The organism is Hoeflea sp. TYP-13 (assembly GCF_040932035.1).
In the GTDB taxonomy this organism is placed as follows: Bacteria; Pseudomonadota; Alphaproteobacteria; order Rhizobiales; family Rhizobiaceae; genus Hoeflea_A.
In genome coordinates this window covers 410,797-432,581 of record NZ_JBFRBB010000002.1, presented here as the reverse complement: position 1 = coordinate 432,581, position 21,785 = coordinate 410,797, and the positions used below count along the sequence as shown (strand labels likewise).

The 21,785-nt window shown below is 57.8% G+C and carries 23 protein-coding genes; 13 read left to right on the top strand and 10 right to left on the bottom strand.

What is annotated here, in order from left to right; translation table 11 throughout:
* Window positions 1-29 precede the first annotated feature (29 nt).
* Together ABVT35_RS12395 and ABVT35_RS12390 are read left to right on the top strand one after the other, a co-directional pair.
* Window positions 30-740 carry a metallophosphoesterase family protein gene (locus ABVT35_RS12395; protein ID WP_368466802.1) on the top strand — a complete coding sequence of 237 codons (711 nt, stop codon included), beginning with the start codon at window positions 30-32 and terminating at the stop codon, window positions 738-740.
* 69 nt (window positions 741-809) lie between these two features.
* On the top strand, window positions 810-1,268 hold the full coding sequence (locus ABVT35_RS12390) for a hypothetical protein (protein WP_368466800.1): 459 nt from the start codon (window positions 810-812) through the stop codon (window positions 1,266-1,268).
* 127 nt (window positions 1,269-1,395) lie between these two features.
* Here the strand turns inward: ABVT35_RS12390 and ABVT35_RS12385 are convergent, their stop codons facing one another.
* On the bottom strand, window positions 1,396-1,638 hold the full coding sequence (locus ABVT35_RS12385) for an acyl carrier protein (protein ID WP_368466798.1): 243 nt from the start codon (window positions 1,636-1,638) through the stop codon (window positions 1,396-1,398).
* A gap of 465 nt (window positions 1,639-2,103) precedes the next feature.
* Here ABVT35_RS12385 and ABVT35_RS12380 point away from each other — a divergent pair, with 465 nt between their 5' ends.
* The 5 genes from ABVT35_RS12380 (at window position 2,104) to ABVT35_RS12360 (ending at window position 4,215) form a co-directional block, all read left to right on the top strand.
* Window positions 2,104-2,403 (top strand): hypothetical protein, encoded by a 300-nt coding sequence (locus ABVT35_RS12380; protein ID WP_368466797.1) that lies wholly within the window; start codon window positions 2,104-2,106, stop codon window positions 2,401-2,403.
* A 73-nt stretch (window positions 2,404-2,476) separates the two neighbouring features.
* Window positions 2,477-2,674, top strand: coding sequence for a hypothetical protein (locus ABVT35_RS12375; RefSeq protein WP_368466795.1), 198 nt, complete (start codon window positions 2,477-2,479; stop codon window positions 2,672-2,674).
* A 200-nt stretch (window positions 2,675-2,874) separates the two neighbouring features.
* Entirely contained in the window at window positions 2,875-3,348 is a 474-nt protein-coding gene (locus ABVT35_RS12370) for a DUF302 domain-containing protein (RefSeq protein WP_368466793.1), read from the top strand.
* A gap of 170 nt (window positions 3,349-3,518) precedes the next feature.
* Complete coding sequence (locus tag ABVT35_RS12365) at window positions 3,519-3,740, top strand: hypothetical protein (RefSeq protein WP_368466791.1); 222 nt, start codon at window positions 3,519-3,521, stop codon at window positions 3,738-3,740.
* Window positions 3,741-4,005: 265 nt separating this feature from the next.
* Window positions 4,006-4,215, top strand: coding sequence for a hypothetical protein (locus tag ABVT35_RS12360; RefSeq protein WP_368466789.1), 210 nt, complete (start codon window positions 4,006-4,008; stop codon window positions 4,213-4,215).
* Between the two features lie 470 nt (window positions 4,216-4,685).
* On the opposite strand, the gene ABVT35_RS12355 is transcribed toward ABVT35_RS12360, so the two are convergent.
* The 8 genes from ABVT35_RS12355 to ABVT35_RS12320 all read right to left on the bottom strand — a co-directional run bounded on the left by ABVT35_RS12355 (window position 4,686) and on the right by ABVT35_RS12320 (window position 15,488).
* Window positions 4,686-5,159 carry a hypothetical protein gene (locus ABVT35_RS12355; protein WP_368466787.1) on the bottom strand — a complete coding sequence of 158 codons (474 nt, stop codon included), beginning with the start codon at window positions 5,157-5,159 and terminating at the stop codon, window positions 4,686-4,688.
* Between the two features lie 200 nt (window positions 5,160-5,359).
* Window positions 5,360-5,815, bottom strand: a complete 456-nt coding sequence (locus tag ABVT35_RS12350; protein WP_368466785.1) for a hypothetical protein — start codon at window positions 5,813-5,815, stop codon at window positions 5,360-5,362.
* A 358-nt stretch (window positions 5,816-6,173) separates the two neighbouring features.
* Window positions 6,174-7,187 (bottom strand): DUF6792 domain-containing protein, encoded by a 1,014-nt coding sequence (locus ABVT35_RS12345; RefSeq protein ID WP_368466783.1) that lies wholly within the window; start codon window positions 7,185-7,187, stop codon window positions 6,174-6,176.
* A 178-nt stretch (window positions 7,188-7,365) separates the two neighbouring features.
* Entirely contained in the window at window positions 7,366-11,115 is a 3,750-nt protein-coding gene (locus tag ABVT35_RS12340; RefSeq protein ID WP_368466781.1) for a vitamin B12-dependent ribonucleotide reductase, read from the bottom strand.
* 628 nt (window positions 11,116-11,743) lie between these two features.
* Window positions 11,744-12,667 (bottom strand): haloalkane dehalogenase, encoded by a 924-nt coding sequence (locus ABVT35_RS12335; RefSeq protein WP_368466779.1) that lies wholly within the window; start codon window positions 12,665-12,667, stop codon window positions 11,744-11,746.
* Window positions 12,668-12,737: 70 nt separating this feature from the next.
* Window positions 12,738-13,982, bottom strand: coding sequence for a TCR/Tet family MFS transporter (locus tag ABVT35_RS12330; RefSeq protein WP_368466777.1), 1,245 nt, complete (start codon window positions 13,980-13,982; stop codon window positions 12,738-12,740).
* Window positions 13,983-13,994: 12 nt separating this feature from the next.
* Window positions 13,995-14,492: a xanthine phosphoribosyltransferase gene (gene gpt / locus ABVT35_RS12325; protein WP_368466775.1), complete on the bottom strand. Its 498-nt coding sequence runs from the start codon at window positions 14,490-14,492 to the stop codon at window positions 13,995-13,997.
* Between the two features lie 156 nt (window positions 14,493-14,648).
* The gene (locus tag ABVT35_RS12320) at window positions 14,649-15,488 is read right to left on the bottom strand and encodes a universal stress protein (RefSeq protein WP_368466773.1); all 840 of its coding nucleotides are present in this window, start codon (window positions 15,486-15,488) and stop codon (window positions 14,649-14,651) included.
* A gap of 307 nt (window positions 15,489-15,795) precedes the next feature.
* Here ABVT35_RS12320 and ABVT35_RS12315 point away from each other — a divergent pair, with 307 nt between their 5' ends.
* Window positions 15,796-15,948 carry a DUF1127 domain-containing protein gene (locus tag ABVT35_RS12315; RefSeq protein ID WP_368466771.1) on the top strand — a complete coding sequence of 51 codons (153 nt, stop codon included), beginning with the start codon at window positions 15,796-15,798 and terminating at the stop codon, window positions 15,946-15,948.
* Between the two features lie 56 nt (window positions 15,949-16,004).
* Here the strand turns inward: ABVT35_RS12315 and ABVT35_RS12310 are convergent, their stop codons facing one another.
* Window positions 16,005-16,760, bottom strand: a complete 756-nt coding sequence (locus ABVT35_RS12310; RefSeq protein WP_368466769.1) for a competence/damage-inducible protein A — start codon at window positions 16,758-16,760, stop codon at window positions 16,005-16,007.
* Between the two features lie 124 nt (window positions 16,761-16,884).
* On the opposite strand from ABVT35_RS12310, the gene ABVT35_RS12305 reads away from it, so the two are divergent.
* The 5 genes from ABVT35_RS12305 to ABVT35_RS12285 all read left to right on the top strand — a co-directional run bounded on the left by ABVT35_RS12305 (window position 16,885) and on the right by ABVT35_RS12285 (window position 21,726).
* Window positions 16,885-17,766, top strand: coding sequence for a LysR family transcriptional regulator (locus tag ABVT35_RS12305; RefSeq protein WP_368466767.1), 882 nt, complete (start codon window positions 16,885-16,887; stop codon window positions 17,764-17,766).
* Window positions 17,767-17,869: 103 nt separating this feature from the next.
* Complete coding sequence (locus tag ABVT35_RS12300; RefSeq protein WP_368466765.1) at window positions 17,870-18,730, top strand: putative hydro-lyase; 861 nt, start codon at window positions 17,870-17,872, stop codon at window positions 18,728-18,730.
* A 34-nt stretch (window positions 18,731-18,764) separates the two neighbouring features.
* Window positions 18,765-19,814, top strand: coding sequence for a TRAP transporter substrate-binding protein (locus ABVT35_RS12295; RefSeq protein ID WP_368466763.1), 1,050 nt, complete (start codon window positions 18,765-18,767; stop codon window positions 19,812-19,814).
* A gap of 63 nt (window positions 19,815-19,877) precedes the next feature.
* Window positions 19,878-20,441 carry a TRAP transporter small permease subunit gene (locus ABVT35_RS12290; RefSeq protein WP_368466761.1) on the top strand — a complete coding sequence of 188 codons (564 nt, stop codon included), beginning with the start codon at window positions 19,878-19,880 and terminating at the stop codon, window positions 20,439-20,441.
* Between the two features lies 1 nt (window position 20,442).
* Entirely contained in the window at window positions 20,443-21,726 is a 1,284-nt protein-coding gene (locus tag ABVT35_RS12285; protein WP_368466759.1) for a TRAP transporter large permease, read from the top strand.
* Window positions 21,727-21,785 lie beyond the last annotated feature (59 nt).

Here is a 21,785-nt window from a genome sequence, read left to right as displayed (position 1 = left end):
TTAACAGCAAATACCGACAGGAATCCGGTATGGCGCTACAAACCGTTCACTACGTAATCGGCGACATCCACGGCCGGCCGGACATGCTGGAAAAGCTGCTGGCCAAGATCGAATATCACCGAGGCCGGTATCATGCTGATGGTCCGGCTGTGCTGGTGTTCGTTGGTGACTATGTGGACCGCGGACCGGATGGCGCCGGGGTAATTTCTCGTCTTATTTCCGGCTTTAGCGGCTTTGATACGGTTTGCCTGAAGGGCAACCACGAGGCGATGCTGATCAAATGCCTCCAGTCGGACCGCCGTGATCTTTGGGCGCACTGGATGCTGAATGGCGGAGACGCAACGTTGCGGTCGTTCAACTACGATGCCGCCGAAAAGCGTAGTCCAGAGGCGTTGCGCAGGTGTCTTGGCGGCGAAGCGGTTGAATGGCTTCATTCCCTCAAGCTGTTTCATAGGGTTGACGATTTCCTGTTCGTTCATGCGGGTGTGCAGCCGGGAGTCGCCCTTGAAAAGCAGGACGAAGACGATCTGCTCTGGATCAGGAGTGCGTTCCTGATGTCGCAGGAGGATTTCGGGTTTGGTGTGATTCACGGTCATACCCCGGCAGACCGGCCGGAAGTGCGCCGCAACAGGATCAATATCGACACGGGCGCCGTCTTCGGCGGCACGCTGACGGCCCTTGTGGTCGACAGGCCGTGGAATGAGCTGCGTGAAAACCCGGTCTTCCTGCAGGTGAGCTGATCTTGATTGGTGACCGGTCATCAACTATTGATTGCGACAACAGCCATGCGGGCGGACGGGGAGACTGGCATGATGATTTCCACAAGGGCGAAAGCACAGTTTGCAGCCTTGATCTGGGTGATGGTTGTTGTCGGCCCGGTTCGTGCATTTGCTGCCGAGGAGCCGGCCTGGGTGAAGGACTGGACGGTTCTCCTTCCCGAATTTTCGACGGCGATCGGTGCCTGTGTTGAAGCGGCGCAGGCGAAACCCGGATGGGTGAACACCCACTGGGTGCGCCGGGTCGGGCCGATGAATCGCGGGCTTGGCCTGGTGGCGCTGCAGACTGCCGACGGGAAAATCGTCGAATGCGCCGCGGATCTTACAACCGGCCAGATCCAGCGGCTGGAAGTGTCCGGCGATCCGGCATGGGCTGAGGCGGGCGGCAAGGCGCTTTATGTCGTTCCGCCAAGTGACACAAACGACGCCTGTGATGCCGAACCCATTGATGAAGGCAATTGGATCGGCTGGCTGATTGACCGGAATTGCTGACTGTCGGTGAAGTGCCGGGCCGCTTTTCAACATGTCGCTGAGTTTCACCATGGGGACCGGGCAGTCCGTCACCGCAATTCCGGCGTGGCGGACCCGTTGCCACCACGCCGCCAAAGCGGCATGTGCGCTACCGTCCGCGGTTATCGAGGAGCGTAGCGAAATCCCGCACGGTCAGGGAGCGCCCCAATTCTTCCACGGTCAGGTTGTGGCCGATCATATCCTGTATCATGAGAACAAGGGTCATATGCACGATATGGTCCCATCCCCTGAGGCTGCGAACGGGAACATCGCAGCTGATCTGCTCTGCCGGCACCTGGAGAATTTCGGCAACCATCTTTTGCACGGAAACAACGTTATCTTCCCTAATCATTATTGACCTCGTCTTTGCCGCCATCGGCGCGGTAGTCGTCATTTGAATTTTGTTGGACGGTGTGAATCGCTCGCTTCACGGATACAGCGCAGATGCCCTTGATCGGTCATGCGTTCCATTGCACATACGTTTATTGCGCGCAAATTAGCCTCAGGTTTAAGGCGGAATCCAGGGTGGATTATCCCGGCGGCGGCATTCCGTTTCGAGCGCCATAGCTGTTTCCTGAAGGGGCGCCCAGGCGGGGGTGATGCGAAAACATTGCCGCCTGTTTGACACTCTGTCAGGATGCGTCGGTGACCGGCGGTCCGCTGTCAGCAGATCGCCAAATTCGTGGCACCGGACGCAGCGGAGCGACGGGCTATGACCGATAGGGAACAGTTTTTTCGCGCTGCCAAAACCAGGTCACGATACGCGAGCACCTCGAAACGGCGGGTTGGATGTGTATTGACGACAGGAAGGAAGACAATGAGAGCTTTAGTGCTTACTTCAACAGTCTCGATGTGCGTTTTCATTGCAATTGCGGCTTCTGAACGGGCTGCGGCCCAGCAACTCACCAATTCGATGACATGCGCACAGGCGAAAAGCCTCTATCAGAAACAGGGCCGTGTCTATACCAGGACCCGGAACGGCACGGTTCTGCCGATTTACGGCGGCGTGCCAGAAGCGCAGGGCCGCAATCTGCTGTGTGGCCGTGACAGGTCGCAGCGGCCGGTGCGGGTCATCACCAGGGACAACAGGCGCTGCACGATCGCCTATAAATGCTGATAACCCGGCCGCATCTGCGCATGATCCGGCAAATCGGCTATACTGGGCCATCTTTGATCGTCTGGAGGATGCCATGCTCTATTCGCTTGCGACGCTCGAAACCGACAAACTCAACGCGATTCAGAACCTTGAAAAGGAAATCGGCGGCCCGGTGGTGGCGCTTGCCGGAGTCGAGGCCGAGACCGCCGCGCTGCCCAAGGACCAGCTCAAGAAGCTGCAGGACCTCGAATCGCAGCTCGGTGTCGTTCTCGTTGCGGTGAAGCCGAACTGAGACAGCGTTGGGACTTGCGCGCGCGATCTGTACCATTCCGCAGCGCACGCAATCCCTCGCAAATATTTGATCGCGAAGCACGCAGTTTCAGGCTTCGAGCCGGCGGGCTTCACCTATACTCCCGGCGTACCGCGTGCGGCTGGTGGCCGATGCGCCATGGCGGCTTTCCGGCAAGGCCGGTTTTTTTTAAAGGTGAGAAAATGCGTTTTGTGATCTCCGGCCTGATCGCCCTTATCCTGACTTCGACGCTTGCCGTTGCCCAGCCCCTCGCGCCGAGGGCTGGCTGGCAGGTCTTCAACACGGAAATTGCCTATTCCGATCTCGTCAGCCGCCTTGAAGCGGCGATCAGTGAAGAGAAGATGGGTCTGGTGACGCAGGCGAGCGCCTCTGCGGGCGCAAAGGCGCAAGGGTTCGATATTCCCGGCAACCGGGTGGTGGGCGTCTACCGCAATGATTATGCAAGGCGCATGCTCGAGGCCAGCATCGCCGCCGGCATCGAAGCGCCCATCCGCTTCTACATCATCCAGAACGAAAACGGCGCGACGTTATCCTGGAAGACCCCAAGCTTCGTTTTCGCGCCTTACATGGAAGAGGGCGGCGACAAGCTTGAAGCGCTGGCGGCTGAGCTGGACGAGGTGTTCGCGAAGATTGCAGCGCGGGCATTGGCGGAGTAGGGGGCCTGGCAATCAGGAATTGCGTGATCCGTCGCAGTGGTTTCCACACGCAAAAACGGATTACGTCGAGATCGTTATAGTGTTACTGCCGTTTCCGGGTTTACTATTTTTGCTGAGGGCGGCACGCGTTTGGTGGCTCCCGCGATTGTTAAACAGCAGGAGCAGCGAAGATGAAGGACATCGTCAATCACTTGCGTAACATTAGCGAGATCACTGGTCTCGACTGGCAGCATCATATCACGATGGCACGATCGGCAGCGGACGCAATCGAGAAACTGGATGCGGATCTCGAAGGCGCTATTGAGGTCGCGTTTGATCATGGCGCCACGGAGTGGGTAAAGCTGAACCACCCGGACCACTATGCGCGTCTCAGCAAAAAATCCGAAGGTTGATCGGCGGAGCCGCAAAGTCGGTAACGATGTCCCGTTGCTCGCCGGCAATGGCGGCAATAGATTACTCAGTGTCTTTTTGAAAAGTCTTTGTTCGCTGCCTGTCCGACGCTGGAACCCGTTCCGGGCAAGCGGGCGCGCAAACACAAACAAAGGGGGATTTAGTAAACTGTCACCGTAATTCCACCGTAATTCAATCCGGCTGCAGCCGTTAGACGTTTGTGAAACATTTGCTTACTCTGGCCCGGTCACATGAGGGGAACCACGGATGTTACAGATTGTCGTTTCAGTTCTGGTCGGCGCGGCCTTTTGGTATGGCGCTAAATACGGGCCCGGCGTCGAATGGGTGCTGGCCGTTCTGGCCTTTGGTCTGACCTATCAGGCAATGCAGAATGAGAAGACCCTGAAAGACATCCGCAACGAACTGCAAAAGCATGCGCAGAAGCTGTTCCCGGAAGACCGTGATGAGGAGGAATGAGGAATTACGGTGACATTTCGCACTATTCCTGTTTGATGCAACTCTCCGGCCCATGGAACCACGGGCGCGCCCCTCTGTTCCAGATCTTTCGCCTCTGAAGCGGCAAGCGAGGGAAGAAAGGCGGACGAAAAACGGGATCGAGTAAACTGTTGCCGAATTTCTAAGCTCCAACATAGACGTCAACGCTCTGGATTGCTTTAACACAAGCCCAGTGTGGTTCATTGCCAAGCTGGTGGAGAGGTGTCCGTCGCGCGCCTCGGTTCCAACCGCTAACAGGGCGCGCGCTTGCGCCGGGAGGGCGGGGCGCAAACTCAAATAGAAGGTGGATTTAGTAAACCGTCACCGTAATTCATCCGCATTTACATCACCAAGAATAAGTACGGCGCCCTCTGAGTGAGTCTGGCAGCTTTTTTCCGGTGAACGGACAGTAATAAATGTTGCGGATTGTATGGCCTCTTTCACATCAAACATTAGCTCTTCCGAAAGGGGTGAATGATCGTCATACCGTCTTCGTCGTAAATCTCCATGACTGAGATGCTGAGAACGCGCCCTTTGAACACCCATATTTGCGCGCCCAATGAGTCAATTTCATAAACGTCTTGATCTCCGTCTTCAAACCAGACCGTATCGTCAACAGTTTTGTTTCGATCACAACCAAGTAGTTCCAGACAATCTTCTATTGGTAAGCCCACGAGATTTACTCCCTCGTAGAAGCATTTGCGGAAGCAATCTATTGCAGAAATATACCCATTTTCTGCGCTAATCATCCATTCATCATTAGCGTCACAAAAAGTCTCATCTTCAGGCTCTTGGTCAAAGTTTTTACGTTCAATTGTCAGAAATGAAGAAACAGACTTGACAGGACTCCCAAACACAATTGGTCCGACCGATTCTCCTGGTATCCAGGTTGCGTCCATTTCGTTGAAGGCTTTTTTTACCGCCAATGGGTTTCTCCTTTTCCCGACCAGTAGCGGCATCAATCGCGGCGTCAAGCTCCTCCAATTACGGTGACAGCTTACTTAACCCCAAAACGAAACAGGGTCAGCCCTGGTAGCGTAGAAATGCGGTCAGGAGGCTCTCCTGTGCCGTTCACGTGCGGATCCACGTTTTAAGGGACTAAGTAAACTGTCACCGTAATGCCACCTCAAGCCCCCGTGTCGTCGATGAACAGGTTGCCGTTGGTGGTGCGGGATTTTTCCGGTTCGGTGTTGTGGGCGTGGATGCGGATCATATTGCCGTCTTCGTAATGATCGACGTCGCCGGTGCGCGTATAGGAACCGGTATAGCGGCGCCCGTCGGCGGGCGAGACGTAGCGGTAGGTAACGCTGGCACGCTTCTTGATGGCCGAGTCCTCGTAGTCGTATTTGGCCGCGACGATCGGCGCGATTTTGCAGTCCATATAGGCGAGCTTGTTGGTGTCCTTTTCGACAATCTTCCTCTTGCCCTTCCTGATGAAGCAGTCGAACGTCACCGATGAAATCCTGGCATCAACAAGCGTGTAGTTCTTTTTCAGGTCATTGGCCTGCATCAGCATACCGCCGCCGCCGACAAGCAGCGCACCGCCCAACACCGCGCCGTAAATCTTCAATTTGAAAAGCATATTCACTCCCCGGAGAAAACCACTAGTGGTTGCAGAACCTAAGGCGATTGTGTGTATTCCGGGTAAAAGAACACCGTTAACAAATGCACTCTCCACGACTGCAATTTGCCAACAAAAAGCCCCCCACACAGCTGCGAGGGGCTCTTGGGTCCACATGGTGTTGCGTCCAGCTACACCCGCCCGTCGAGCCGCACGTGTCGCACGTCAGGCAGGCGCCGTTTCTCACCATGGCGAAGTTGGAGCATTCGGAACAGGCGTCGCCCATGTAGCCCTGCATGATCGCCCTAGCGCGGCGGTCGGCTTGCCCTGCGGAACCTGTGCGGAATTTCGAGGATGAAGCGATCTGAGCGCATCGTCGCTAAGATTGACCCGTGCACTCGTTTCTGCTTTTGCCGTGTTCGATGTGGCAGACCATGTCACAGGAGAGTTGTCTGACGCCGTGTTGGCTGATGGTGTCGTCGCCGGTCGTGTCCCGCTTGTAGAAGCCCTGGCGGAAGGAATAAAGAAGCTCTGTCGTCTTCGGATTCTGCGTGCTGAGGCCGGCCGTGTTTCGGTGAATCCACTGGCTGCCGGCGAGAATTTCGCCGGACTCGCTGATCCTGTAGATTTCCATTCCCTGGCGGTTGTCCTCATTTTTGTCGGCACCGAAGCTGCGATGGTCTACCACCGGCGAAGATGCAAAGGCGTAAACTTTTGTCACGCCGGCGGAGGCATATCCGGCATGCTGGGCCAGTCCGCCGCCAAGCGAATGACCGACGGCAATGATTTCAACATCAGGACCGAATTTGCGCTGCAGTTCCGGAACCAACTGCTCAACGAGTGTTCCGGTTTGCTGGTACTGATCCACAGTTAGCGGGTTGAACCGGGTGATCCAGCGCGCATTTGAATACCAATCGCCCCAGTCAGTGAAATTCGTGCCGCGCAGCACGATCGCCACCCGGTCGGGAGCGGACCGGCTCATGTCGCGCCAGACGCTGTAGTTGAAACCCGGTATCTTGAGGCCGGGGGGCAGATTATTGATCGTGTGCCCATCATCCGAAAACTGCGGCAGGCGCCGCCACCGACGGGCATATTTTGTCGGGTGGTCGCATTGGGGCCGCAAATGAATATCGGTGCTGACGTTGTCATCGTAGGATTGCGCCGCCAGAAGGCCGTATTGCCAAACGCCCTTCAGTGCCGCGCCGTGTATGCCCGCCTCGACATCTTGCGTCTTGACGTATTTCTCGCTGGAGGGGCGGAGGAGGACATGATTGGCATCGTTTTTTTTTGATGAGTCGGCTTTCCGCGTGTCCGAGGTCTGACATCCGGTCAGGAATGCCATGGCGAGCGCTATGCCCAAGCCGCCGATGAGATTTGCCGCCGGATGTCCCATGCATCTCCCCACAGCCCGTCTGAAACGGCTAAAAACACGGTCGCATTGTGCGTTGTACAGCCGAGCGTTGCAACTCCAACGTTCTTATCCGGCTTATCCGGGCTACAGATTTCCGACACCCGCAACCAAAAACCCCCGCATCACTGCGGGGGCCTTTTGGTCCGCCATAGTGTTCCGTCTAGCTGCACCCGCTCGTCGACCCACACGTATCGCACTTCAAACACGTCCCGTTCCTGACCATCGTGAAGTTGGAGCATTCCGAGCAGGCGTCGCCTGTGTAGCCCTGCATGATCGCCTTGGCGCGGCGGTCGGCTTCGACCTTGTTGGCGTCGGCCTTGGCTTCTTCCGCCGCCTTGCCGTCGAAGAGCTCGTCGGTGGCGGCTTCCTCTTCCGCGATTTCTTCCGAAAGCTGCCTGGCGCGCTCCTCGTAGTCGCGCTTGAAGGCGGTGACTTCCTCGGCGTTCTGTGCCGCGACGGCTTCGGAGACGACGGCCGCGCCGCCGGAGATTGCCGTCACATTGGTGCCCGCGGGCGCTGAGCCCATGGGTTGTCCGCCGGGCGCGACGAGTTCGAGCTTGTGGCCGCGGGTCCAGCCCTTGGAGACGGGCGCGGTCTTGCCCTCCTTGATGCCCTTGCCGAGCGCCGTGTTGGAAAAGTCGGACGTGTCGACATGGGCAAGGTCGTGGCGCTCCAGATAGGAGACGGCAAGCTCGCGGAACACATAGTCGAGGATCGACGTTGCATTCTTGATGGCGTCATTGCCCTGGACCATGCCGGCCGGCTCGAACTTGGTGAAGGTGAAGGCCTCCACATATTCCTCCAGCGGCACGCCGTATTGCAGGCCGAGCGAGATGGCGATGGCAAAGTTGTTCATCATGGCGCGGAAGGCGGCGCCTTCCTTGTGCATGTCGATGAAGATCTCGCCAATGCGTCCGTCGTCGAACTCGCCGGTTCTAAGATAGACCTTGTGGCCGCCGACAACCGCCTTTTGGGTGTAGCCCTTGCGCCGGTTGGGCAGTTTCTCGCGCTCGCGCACGACCTTTTCGACAACCCGCTCGACAATCTTTTCGGTGACCGTTACGGCCTTTGCGGCAGCGGGGGCCTCGATCAGCTCCTCGAGCGCATCCTCGTCCTCGTCGTCCTCGATGAGCGAGGCATTGAGCGGCTGCGAAAGCTTCGAGCCGTCGCGGTAGAGCGCGTTGGCCTTGAGCCCCAGCTTCCAGGAAAGCATGTAGGCCGACTTGCAGTCCTCGATCACCGCATCGTTCGGCATGTTGATCGTCTTGGAGATCGCACCGGATATGAAGGGCTGGGCAGCCGCCATCATGCGGATGTGGCTGTCGGTCGAAAGGTAGCGCTTGCCGATCTTGCCGCACGGATTGGCGCAATCGAAGACCGGCAGGTGCTCGTCTTTCAGCTCCGGCGCGCCTTCCAGTGTCATCGCACCGCAGATGTGGATATTGGCAGCGTCAACGTCCCGTCTGGAAAAGCCGAGGAATTCCAGCATGTTGAACTCGAAATCGTTCAGCTGCTCTTCGCTGATGCCGAGTGTTTCCCTGCAGAAATCGGCACCGAGGGTCCACTGGTTGAAGACGAACTTGATGTCGAAAGCCGATGCGAGCGCTGCGTTCAGCGCCTCGATCTTTTCGTCGGTAAAGCCCCTGGTCTTCAGCGAGCCGGGGTTGATTGCCGGCGCCTGGTTGAGATTGCCGTGGCCGACCGCATAGGCCTCCATCTCGGCGATCTGGCTTTCCGAATAGCCGAGCGTGCGCAGGGCTTCGGGAACGGCGCGGTTGATGATCTTGAAATAGCCGCCGCCGGCAAGCTTCTTGAATTTCACCAGCGCGAAGTCCGGTTCGATACCGGTGGTGTCGCAGTCCATGACAAGGCCGATCGTGCCGGTCGGCGCGATCACCGTTGCCTGGGCGTTACGGAAGCCGTTCTTCTCGCCAAGCTCGACAGCCTTGTCCCAGGCGGCGCGGGCATGGTCGATCATGGCTTCGTCCGGGCAGTCGTCATGAATGAGCGCGACCGGGTTGGTCGACAGTTTCTCATAGCCCGAGGTCTCGCCATAGGCGGCGCGGCGGTGGTTGCGCATGACGCGCAGCATGTTGGCCCTGTTCGGCTTGAAGCCGGGGAAGGGGCCGAGCTCGCCGGCCATCTCGGCCGATGTGGCGTAGGAGACGCCGGTCATGATCGACGTGATGGCGCCACAGATGGCGCGGCCCGCATCCGAATCGTAAGGAATGCCGGAGGTCATCAGGAGGCCGCCGATATTGGCGTAGCCAAGGCCGAGCGTGCGGTACTTGTAGGAAAGTTCCGCGATCTGCTTCGACGGGAACTGCGCCATCATGACCGAGACTTCCAGAACGATGGTCCACAGCCGCGTTGCGTGTTCGAACTCGTCGATACGGAACTTGTTGGTCTTGCGCTCCATGAACTGCAGAAGGTTGAGCGAGGCAAGGTTGCAGGCCGTATCGTCCAGGAACATGTATTCCGAGCACGGGTTCGACGCGCGGATCGGGCCGGCGGCCGGGCAGGTGTGCCAGTCGTTCATGGTGGTGTTGAAGTGAAGGCCCGGATCGGCGGACGCCCAGGCGGCGTGGCCGATGCTGTCCCAAAGCTCGCCGGCATCGATGGTCTTTTGAACCTTGCCGTCAATGCGGCCGATGAGATCCCAGCTCTTGCCTTCCTCGACGGCGTGGAGGAAATCGTCCTTCACCGACACCGAGTTGTTGGAGTTCTGGCCGGAGACGGTGAGATACGCTTCCGAATCCCAGTCCGTGTCGTAGGTGGTGAACTGGATGTCCTTGTAGCCCTGGCGGGCGAACTGGATGACGCGCTTGACGTAGTTTTCCGGAACCTGCGACTTCTTGGCGGCGCGGATTTCGCGCTTCAAGGCCGGGTTCTTTTTCGGATCGAAGCAGTCGCCTTCGGGGCCTTCGCAATTGACGCAGGCCTTCATGATGGCCGTCAGATGCGCGGAGACCACCTTGGAGCCGGTGACGAGCGCCGCCACCTTCTGCTCTTCCTTGACCTTCCAGTTGATGTAGGCCTCGATATCGGGGTGGTCGATGTCGACGACCACCATTTTGGCGGCGCGGCGGGTGGTGCCGCCCGACTTGATGGCGCCGGCAGCGCGGTCGCCGATCTTCAGGAACGACATGAGGCCGGACGAGCGGCCGCCGCCCGAAAGGCTTTCGCCTTCACCGCGCAGATGCGAGAAGTTGGAGCCGGTGCCGGAGCCGTACTTAAAGAGACGCGCCTCGCGAACCCAAAGGTCCATGATGCCGTTTTCGTTGACGAGGTCGTCCTCGACCGACTGGATGAAGCAGGCGTGCGGCTGCGGGTGCTCGTAAGCCGACTTGGATTTCACCAGCTTGTTGGTGAACGGATCGACATAGAAGTGGCCCTGACCGGGGCCGTCAATTCCATAAGCCCAGTTGAGGCCGGTGTTGAACCATTGCGGGCTGTTCGGCGCGACGCGCTGGGTGGCGAGCATATAGGCAAGCTCGTCATAAAAGGCGAGGGCATCTTCTTCGGCGTCGAAATAGCCGCCTTTCCAGCCCCAATAGGCCCATGTGCCCGCAAGGCGGGAAAATACTTGCCGGGCGTCGGTTTCCGAGCCGTAGCGCTCTTCCTCGGGCAGCTCTTCCAGCGCCTCGAGATCGGCCGTGGACCGCCACAGCCAGGACGGAACGGAGTTTTCCTCAACTTTTTTCAGGCGCGCGGGAACGCCTGCCTTGCGGAAATATTTTTGCGCAAGGATATCACTTGCCACCTGTGAGAATTGCGTCGGCACGTCGATGTTATCCAGGCGGAAGACAACAGATCCGTCCGGGTTCTTGATTTCGCTTGTTGCTTTGCGGAACTTGATGTCCGCGTATGGCGATTGACCCGCTTTTGTAAATTGACGCTCAATGCGCATATTTTATCCTCGTCATAGCTGTCTTGCTGCCGCCCTTTGTCAGCAAGACACAATTTCCCCTTCCTGCTAGCAGTTGATTGCAGCAGGTCTCGAACTATAGAAGCGTGTTTCGCGAAGTCCCCCCTCGCTAAAGACGCTATATCTTGTGTCGATATGAGCTGCAAATACTAAACATAGTATTAACAGCTTCTTTACGCCAATCACATTTTTCCAACGGACCGGAAGTAAAAGCGCACAGAAACCCCCACCGTCCTGACCCGAAATATGCTCGCCAGGGACGTTATGTCCTTACACTTTACCACTGGATGTGATCTGCCTTTTAACGCGCAGACCGCGTTGTTGGAACAACGTTAGTGCAGTAGAACGCGACTCGTTTTCAACCGTCAAGGGATAGTTTGCGTCAGAATTGTGAACACCAGATGTTGTGGGTGAAGCATGTGGAAAGCGGGGAAAGCGCAAGGCCTTGAAAACGCCGGGCTTGGCCGCTCGTCAAGCGGTTTTTACGGAAATTATGTTCGTTCAAAAAAAATTGTGATGCACCGCGTGCGCATGCGCAGTTGACAGAATGTCGTGGTTTGGCCGGCGAATCAGTGGCCGGCCAAAACCCGTATCATTTGAGGATTCGGCTTTACTTACCGTCATTTGCGGTTGCAAAGGCGATCAGTTTTTCGGCCAGCAGCGGGCCGGCGTCCTCCTGAAGGAAATGCGATGCGTTCTCGGTAATGAAGTGTTCCTGACCGGCGGCGCCGGGAATCAGTTTCTTGAAGACGGCTTCGCCGCCGCGCATGATCATGTCCTTGTCCGAAAAACACGTCAGGAAGGGTTTTTCGAATTTGCGCAGACTTTCCCATGCGGCTCTTTGCGCGGGCGCTGCCGGATCGTCGGGGCTCGCCGGCACGAGCATCGGGAATGCGCGCGCCCCGGCCTTGAAATCTTCTTCCGGGAAGGGGGCGTCATAGGCTGCGATCACGTCGTCGCCCATGCCGCGAGCAGTGCCGCGCGAAACGATGCCGCCAATGTTGAAGGTCGGCGTTGTCTGGCTGAATTCGCGCCACTGCTTGAAGGCTTCACCGAGATCCTGATCGCCGGTCGGCAGTCCGGTGTTGCCGATCATGACGCGGGCGAAGAGTTCCGGCATTTCGGCAACGAGCCTGAGGCCGATCAGCCCGCCCCAGTCCTGGCCGAAGAAGGTGATGTCGCGAAGGCCCAGCTTGCCGGTCCATTCCTTCATCCAGTCGACATGACCGAGATAGGAATAGGCGTTTCTGTCGGAGATCTTGTCGGACTTGCCGAAGCCGATGAAATCCGGAGCCAGCACACGAAAGCCGCTTTGCGCCAGCGGCGGTATCATCTTGCGATAAAGATACGACCAGGTGGGCTCGCCATGCAAAAGCAGCACAACCGGTCCGTCCCTCGGGCCTTCATCGACATAGTGCATGCGCAGGGGACCGAGCGCTCCGCCGTCGATTTCGAGATAGTTGGGTGAGAACGGATAGTCCGGCAGGTTTTCGAATCGGTCTTCCGGTGTACGCCGAACGTGTGTCGTGCCCATGATTGGCCTCCCTTTGCAACATAGCCCACAACACACATAGGGTGAGGGTGCGGTCAATGCCAGATTGCAATCAGGGTTCTGCGCTGTCGCCACTCACCTGTGTCTGTTCGAGTACGACGCGGCGGGCCACCGAGACAAGCGCCACCACGAACAGGAACGATCCGAACAGGAACCAGATGCCCGGCAGGTCGATGATGGGCGAGGGGCCCGACACATTGGACAGCATGATCGAGGCGGTAATCGGTCCGACGATAATGGCAATCGAACCGATGCTGGCGAAGACGCCCTGAAGCAGGCCCTGCCGGTCATCGGGCACCGAGCGCGAGCAGATGGCCTTCAGCGCCGGTTCGGCGAGCGCGGCGCCCACTATGTAAAGACCTGTCAGCGGAAACAGCATCCAGCCCCTGTCGGCGATGCCGAACAGGAACAGCGCGACGATGGCGACGACATAGCCGAAGAGGACCACCTTGCGTTCGCCGAGAATGCGCACCGACGGGCCGACAAGAAGACCCTGCACGATAATGAACATGACACCGACAAAGGCCAGCGACAGGGCCGAGTCCCGCAGCGTCCAGCCAAAGCGGAAATCGGTGTAGAGCACCCAGATGGATTCCAGCCCGCGCCCGGAGAGCGAAGTGACAAACAGGGCGACGAACATCGGCAGCAGGACCGGAAACTGCGCCATGTTGCTCAAGGCCGTGACTGGGTTGCTATTCCACAGGCGTCCGACCGGCCGGCGCTTTTCGGGCGGCAGCGATTCGGGCAGCAGGAAATATCCATAGGCGGTGTTGAGCGCCGTCAGCGCGGCGGCGGCATAAAACGGCAGGCGGATATCGATTTCGCCGAGCAGGCCGCCGATCGCCGGACCGGCAATGAAGCCCATGCCGAAGGCAACGCCCATGAAGCCGAAATTGCGGGCACGGTTTTCCGGCGTTGAAATGTCCGCCATATAGGCGTTGGCCGTCGAGATCGTTGCGCCGAGCATGCCGGATACCAGGCGTGCTGCGAAGAGCCACCAGTAATTCGGCGCGACGGCCAGGATGACGTAATCCACTGCTAGCCCCGCCTGCGAGGCCAGCAGCACGGGCCTGCGGCCATAGGCATCGGACAGGTTGCCGAGTAGCGGCGAAAACAAGAACTGGGTCAGCGCGTAGGCGCTCGCGACGAGACCGTACTGGAATGCCGCGCTGGAAATATTGCCGCCTTCGAAGACCTGGATAAGCTTGGGCAGGATGGGCCATGCCAAGCCGACGCCCAGCATGTTGATGACAACGACAGTAAAGATGAAGGCGACCGGGGCCCTGTCCTTGGACAAGTCGGGTCAGCTCTAGCCGGCGTGGTCTTTGGCTATCGGCTCCTGATAGGTGAAACCCATATCCCAAGGGAAATAGATCCAGGTGTCCTGGCTGACCTCGGTCACGAAGGTGTCGACCATGGGGCGGCCCTTCGGCTTGGCATAGACAGTGGCAAAATGCGCCTTCGGCAGCATCGAACGAACTATTTCGGCGGTCTTGCCAGTGTCGGTCAGGTCGTCGACGATCAGGACATCTTCACCGCCGGATTCCAGAAGATCGCTGCTGACTTCCTTCAGGACGCTCATTTCGCCCTGGCTGGTGTAGTCGTGATAGGAGGCGACGCACACGGTCTCGATGAGACGGATGTTCAATTCCCTGGAAACGATCGCCGCAGGCACAAGCCCGCCGCGGGTGATGCAGACAATGCCGCGCCATTTCCTTTCGGCACCCGATATGCGCCAGGCGAGCGCGCGCGCATCGCGATGAAATTGATCCCACGACACCGGGAATGCTTTTTCTGGAAGGGACATGGGCAGGTACACTCCTTGCAGCCGTTCGAGCGGCGTTATCCTCCTGCGGCACGGTTACGTGCCAAAGTGCATGCGGATTTACCTGTTCTTGCAGTAACAATGCAAGAGGGCGGCCAAAAATGGCCGCCCTCTACAAGTATAATTTCGATTTCGACGTTAGCGTGACATGAGCGTGAGGTTCGGCATGGACTTCAGCATTGTCCTTGTAACCCCGCCGAAAAGATATTCACGCAATCTGGATTTGCTGTAGGCGCCCATGACCAGAAGGTCGGCTCCGGTATCGGCGAGCCGGTTCTGGATTATGGCAGCCGCCGGAAGACCGTCGGAGATTTCCGTCTTGGTCGACACATTAACGCCGTGGCGCGTCAGAGTTGCGGCTATCTCGGCGCCCGCAAGTGCCTTGCTCTGCTCGGCATTTTCTTCCGGATCGACGCTCAGTATCTCGACACTCTCGGCCGTGGTGAGCAGGGGCAGGGCGTCGTAAACCGCACGGGCGGATTCGCGAGAACCGTTCCAGGCGACAATGGCGCTCTTTACCGCGACCGCCTTTCGCGCGACATAAGGCACGAACATGATCGGGCGTCCGCTTTCCAGAACCAGAGCCTCAAGATCGGCGAAATCCTCTTCCTTTTCTTCTTCGTGCTGCCGCGCGACCACAAGATCGGCGCAACGGGCGCTGGACAGTGCAGAAAGGGCGTTGTCTCCCGACAGCGAGCGGATCGGACGCCATTCCCACGATACGCCCTCGCGCTCACAACGGGCTTTGAACGCGGCGCCGAGGCTGTCCATGCGCTCGTCGATTTCGCCCTGATCGACATTAAAAACGCTTGCATCCGGGATCTCGATCGGAGCGGCGTAGGATACCTTCACCGCCGCTTCGGCGTGGAGCCCGATCAAATGGCTGCCGAAGCGGCTGGTCAGATGGATGGCCGTCTCCAGAACGTGTTCACAATCCTCCAGGCTGCGCAGGATCACCAGGATGGTCTTATAGGACATGGTCGTCTCCATCGGGTCGGTACAGTTAATTCAACAATGCCGGGCGGACCGGCGTGCTGCGATGACGATACTATGCACAATATAGGTCCGCTCCGGGTTGATTTCAGTCAATCGCCCCCGCGCTTGCATGTTCGTCTTTCGTAGGGTGCCGTCGGTGGTGGGGCCATTGTCGCCGATTGTTTTTGTGCATTGCAAAATTGCAATGCTCCTCTGCGTATATTTCACTGCAATATCAGCGGGTAGTTCCTATATGCTGTGCACAAGAAAACAAGATACATACGAACCTTCTTGGATTAGGAGCAAGACAATGAGATCAATGATGAAAGCAATGCAGCAGCGCCGTGCCCAAAGCCGTGCATGCAGCGAACTCAACCGCCTTTCGGACCGCGAACTTGCCGATCTCGGCATCTACCGTGCCGATATCCCGAGCGTTGTTGCAGGCAACCGCCATCTCGACTAAGCACGCCCTTCCTGATGGGAATTAGGCCACTCGCGAAGATGAGTGGCCTGGGCGTCTCAGCCCTTGGCGGCCTTTTCGGCCTTGATGTCCGACAACATTGCATTTACCGCCACCACCGCCCGGTCGATCGCGTCGATTTCGCGACTGCGCACCACGATCTGGGTTGAATAGGTTTCGCCGTCAAAGCGCGGATAGGAACCGATGACCGTGTCCCTGTGCTCTTCCTGAATCAGCTCAAGCCCTTCGCCGATCGTGCCTTCTCCATAGGGGCAATCGACTATTTTCGAATGGATGACCGATCCGGTCTCCAGCGTCGGCAAAAGCCAGTCAAGCATCGCCTGAAATATCGACGGCACACCAGCCATCACATGGACGTTGCCGATGGTGAATCCAGGGGCAACAGAGACACGGTTTTTGATGTGTTCGGCACCGTGGGGCATGCGCGCCATCCGCTTTCTTGCCTCGGTGAATTCCAGGTTACGCGCCTCGTATACAGCCCCCATCATTTCAAGCGTCTTTTGATCGTACTCACAGGGCAGATCAAAGGCCTTCGAAACTGCCTGCGCTGTGATGTCGTCATGCGTGGGGCCGATCCCGCCTGAAGTAAATATGTATGTGTAGCGGGGCCGCAGTTCGTTGATCGCCGAAACAATGGCGTCTTCGTCGTCGCCGACAATCCGAACTTCTTTAAGATCGATGCCTGCGGTCGTCAGCATGTCGGCAAGGTGCGCGATGTTCTTGTCCTTTGTCTTGCCCGATAACAATTCATCGCCAATTGCGACCATCGCCGCGGTTACGATCTTAGCTGACATATTTTTTCCTTACCCGGTCCAGCCATCACAGGTAGCGCGCATCGGCGCGGGTCGCAAGGCGGGCTGGCCGAACGATGCGGAGTGTGTATTTTGACGGCAAGATATACATTACTCGGACCAGCTCATGACCTTCGAACAGCTACGAACATTTTTCTGGGTGGCGAGGCTTGGTGGCGTCCGCCGGGCCGCAGAGCAGATGCACCTGTCGCAGCCGGCTGTTTCCGCCCGTATTGCCGCGCTTGAAACTGCGCTTGGTGTCGAGCTTTTCGAAAGGGCGCAAAGCGGCATGCGACTGACCAAGCGCGGTGAAAAACTGCTTGGTTATGCCGAACAGATCCATCGCATACAGGAAGACATCAAAGCCAACATTGTCGATCCTGCCGGGCTTGAAGCACAGTTGCGCGTCGGTGTTTCGGAAACGGTCGTACAATCCTGGCTTCCCGAATTCGTTGCCGGTTTGCGTTCCGAATATCCGATGGTGGATGTTGAAATTACGGTGGATGTTTCGCAGAACCTGCGCGACTCGCTTCTCAACCGGTCTCTTGATCTGGCGATCCTCATGGGACCGATATCGGAATTCAGCGTCAACAATATTGAGCTGCCGGAATTCGAACTGATCTGGATCCGCTCACCGGAACTTCAATTTGAAGGTGACGACAAAACGATATTGCGCAAAACACCCGTCATATCCTATGCGCGCAACACGCGGCCCTATCAGGACCTGAAGATCAAGCTGCTTGAACATTATGGCGGTGATGCAAGACTGTTTCCGTCTTCGTCGCTGTCGGCCTGTATTCGCATGGTGGCGACCGGGCTCGGCGTCGGCGCATTCCCGCTGCATCTCATCAAGGACCAGTTGGAGAGCGGCGCGCTGGAGGCATTCGATCCGGGATGGCGGCCTGACACGCTCCGTTTTACCGCATCCTTCCTTGGAGAGCCGATGAGCCACCTTGCCGAACGGGCAGCGCATATCGCCAGGGATGTGGCGACCGCATATATGCGGTGATCACCTTTTTCTATCAAAAGTGAAAGAAATATACAATTTGACGTGATCACTCGGATTGCGAATGATTTGTGGCAATTGAAGCTGGTGAAGACGGACGCCGCGAATGTCGCAAATTCTGCAAGAAAATGACTATCCGCAAATGCGGACCCTTCCGACACAAGCGGTGCGCGAGATTGTGCGGGCAGGAGACTACCGCGGCCATACGGCGGGTCTGGCCGCCGGACGCCTGCAGGCCAATGTCGTCATCCTGCCCGAAGGCCATGCGGTCGATTTTATGCGGTTTTGTCAGCGCAATGCCAAGGCATGTCCTCTGGTCGGCGTTTCCGACCGGGCAAGCCCGATGTTGCATACGCTGGGATCAGATATCGATATCCGAACGGATGTTCCGTCCTATCGGATATACCGCCACGGAGTGGCCGAAGAGGAGGTCACTGACATTCGCGATCTCTGGCGAGACGACCTGGTTGCCTTTGCGCTGGGTTGTTCGTTTACGTTTGAGCGGGCGCTCATGGATGACGGAATCCGGCTGCAGCATATCGATCGCAATTTCACGGTCCCCATGTTCAAGACGTCCATTCCGACGGAGCCGGCAGGGCCTTTTTCTGGCGGTGTTGTCGTCTCCATGCGCCCGATCGCTCGCGCCGACGTGGAAAGGGCAACCTCCATATCAGCACGGTATCCGTTTGCCCACGGCGCTCCGGTCCATATCGGCAATCCCGAGGCGATCGGCATTGTCTCATTGGATCAGCCGGACTGGGGCGATGCCTGCGCAATTGGTGAAGACGAGGTTCCCGTATTCTGGGCTTGCGGGGTAACGCCGCAAAATGCGGTTTTGAACGCAAAGCCCGAAATCTGCATCACGCATACGCCCGGGTGCATGCTGATCACCGACATTGATGAAAACCAGGAGGTGCCGGTCTACAACGCCGCCGGGCGGCAGGCCCAACCTGGTTCGAATTCCTGACCGATAATCTATAATGAGTGGAGGAGAAGAACTCATGAAACTTTTGAAATCATTGGCCATTGGTGCGGGACTTGCCGCCCTGATGGCGACAGGCGTTCAGGCCGCCGACAAGCCGGTGACGGTCAAGGCCGTTGGAACCTGGGGAAGTCTGACCAACTATCAAAAGCACGAAGGACCTTTCTGGAACGACCACATCGGCGAAGCATCGGGCGGTCAGATTGTCGGCGAGATCAGGCCGCAGACCGAGCTTGGTCTCAAGGGTTTCGAGATCATGCGTCTCGTCAAGAACGGGGTCTTCGACTACGCCTTTGGACTGCCGGGATATGTGGCCGCCGAAAACCCGGTCTTTGAGGGCGCGGACCTTTCCTCGCTGACACAGGACATCGAAACGCAGCGCAAAGTCGCCGAGGCCTATTTCCCGATCCTCGAAAAGGCATTTGCAGAAATCTACAATGCCAAGCTGCTGCAGCTCTATCCCTTCCCGAGTCAGACACTCTGGTGCAACGCCGAGATTTCCGGGCTTGACGATCTGAACGGCAAGAAGATCCGCGTCTATGCAACGACACTGGGTGATTTTGTCGAAGGGGTCGGCGGCACGTCCGTAACGGTTCCTTTTGCCGAGGTCATTCCGGCGCTTGAAAAGGGCGTCGTCGATTGCGGCATCACCGGAACAATGTCTGCCTACAAGGCCAAGTGGCACCAGGTTGCCACCCATGCCTATACGCTTCGCGTCGGCTGGGGGCTCGCTTTCGGTGCGATGAACATGGACAAGTGGAACTCGATGTCCGCGGACCAGCAGGCAATGCTCAAGAAGGAGCTCGATGCACTGACTGACGCGATGTGGAAGGAAACCGCGACGGAAGACGAAGTCGCCATTTCCTGTATCACAGGCGGTAACTGCGAAATTGGCGAGCCAGGTGAAATGACACTGGTGCCTCCGAGCGACGCAGACCTGAAGAGACGCGACCAGGTCGCCACCGATGTGGTGCTGGCCCGGTGGGCCGAGCGCTGCGGCGCCGATTGCGCCAACACCTGGAACGAAACGGTCGGTCCGATCCTCGGCCTGAAAGCTGAAGCGAAATAATATTTAAAAACAATATCATGGCCGGCCAACTAAAAGCCGGCCATGTGTTCCGGGAGGGGCGAAATGCTGGAGAAGACACTGCTGCTTTCCGAGCGGCTGAGCAGGGCGCTTGTCTGGGCAGGCGGTGTCCTGATCATCGGATCGGCACTGCTGGTGACGCTCGAAGTCATCTTGAGAAAGCTCTTTAATATCAGTCTTGGCGGAGCGGACGAGATATCCGGCTATGCCTTCGGTGTTGCGACCGCGCTTGGATTGTCGTTTGCCCTATTCGAACGCGCCCACATAAGAGTTGATGCGCTGTTTCCGTTCTTTCCCCGCTGGCTGCGGATTTTTTCGAACTATCTCGGCCTGGTGCTTCTGGTCGGTTTCGCCGGTGTGATTGCATCCATGGCCTGGTCGCTGGTTGGCGACACGATCAGCCATGGTTCGCGTTCGATCACGCCGCTTAGAACGCCATTGGTCTTGCCGCAGATACCCTGGCTGTTCGGATGGTTGTTCTTTGTTTTTTGCGGCGTGTTGATCGGCGTTGTTGCATTGGTACGGCAGATCGGTGGCGATGCGGCCGGTGCCGACAGACTTATCGGCGTGAAATCCGTCGAAGAGCAGATCGAAGACGAGGCCGTCTGAGATGCTGGTCAAAACACTCCTTATCCTGCTTGCGCTGATTTTCCTTGCGGTGCCGGTTGCTGCCTCTCTCGGCTGGCTGGGGCTGACGCTGCAGTATCTGGAAAGCCCGATGCCGCTGCACCGCGCGCTGGGTGACATGGTTTGGCAGACGGGAACCGATTTCCTTCTCGTTGCCATTCCGATGTTCGTGCTTTTGGGCGAGATCCTGCTACGCGCCGGAATTACAGAGCGCATGTATGAAGGGATCGTGCGCTGGGTCGGCTGGCTGCCGGGCGGCCTGATGCATTCAAACATCGGCTCCAGCGCGCTGTTTGCAGCGACCTCCGGATCGTCCGTGGCAACGGCGGCGACGATTGGAACGGTGGCCGTGCCGCAAATCGAAAAGCGCGGTTACAACGAGCCGCTGTTTTTGGGCACCATCGCGGCCGGCGGCACGCTTGGGATCCTCATACCGCCGTCGATCAACCTCATCCTTTATGGCTTGCTGACCGACACTTCCGTGCCGGAACTCTATCTTGCCGGTTTCATTCCGGGATTTCTGCTCGCCAGCCTGTTCATGGGCACGATTGTGCTGCTTTGCGTATTGCGGCGCAGTTGGGGCGGGGAGGCGATACGCACCGACTGGGCATCGCGCTTTGCAGCTCTTCCGGCCCTGGTGCCGCCGATCGGCATCTTCCTGGTGGTGGTCGGCTCCATCTATGCGGGGCTGGCGACGCCGACCGAGGCCGCATCGCTGGGTGTTGTCGCAGCGATGATCCTTGCTGCCTTCAACGGCAAACTCAATTTGACCATGTTGCGCCATGCCGTCGAGGGCACGATGCGCACCACCTCGATGATCATGCTGATCATTCTGGCTGCGGTGTTTCTCAATTTCGTCCTGTCCGTGATCGGACTGACGACCGCACTGACGGATTTCGTATCGGGTCTCGGTCTGACACCGTTTCAGACGATGCTCCTGATCATCGGCGTTCTGGTAATCCTGGGCTGTTTCATGGAAACGCTGTCAATGCTGCTGACCACGGCGCCGATCATAACACCGATCGTGATTGCGCTCGGCTATGATGCGGTCTGGTTCGGCATATTGCTGATGGTGCTTCTCGAAACCGCGCTGATCACGCCGCCGATCGGCATCAACCTTTATGTCGTGCAGGGCATTCGCTCAAAAGGCGACATTGTCGATGTGATGAAGGGCGCTGCGCCCTTCGTGCTGACGATGTTTGCGATGATTGCCCTGCTGCTTGCCTTTCCGCAACTCGCTCTTTGGCTGCCGTCGCTGGTCTACTAGCACCGGAGCGACAACCGGGCATTTGCCGAAATGCTTGATCGAAACCTGAAAAATGCAGA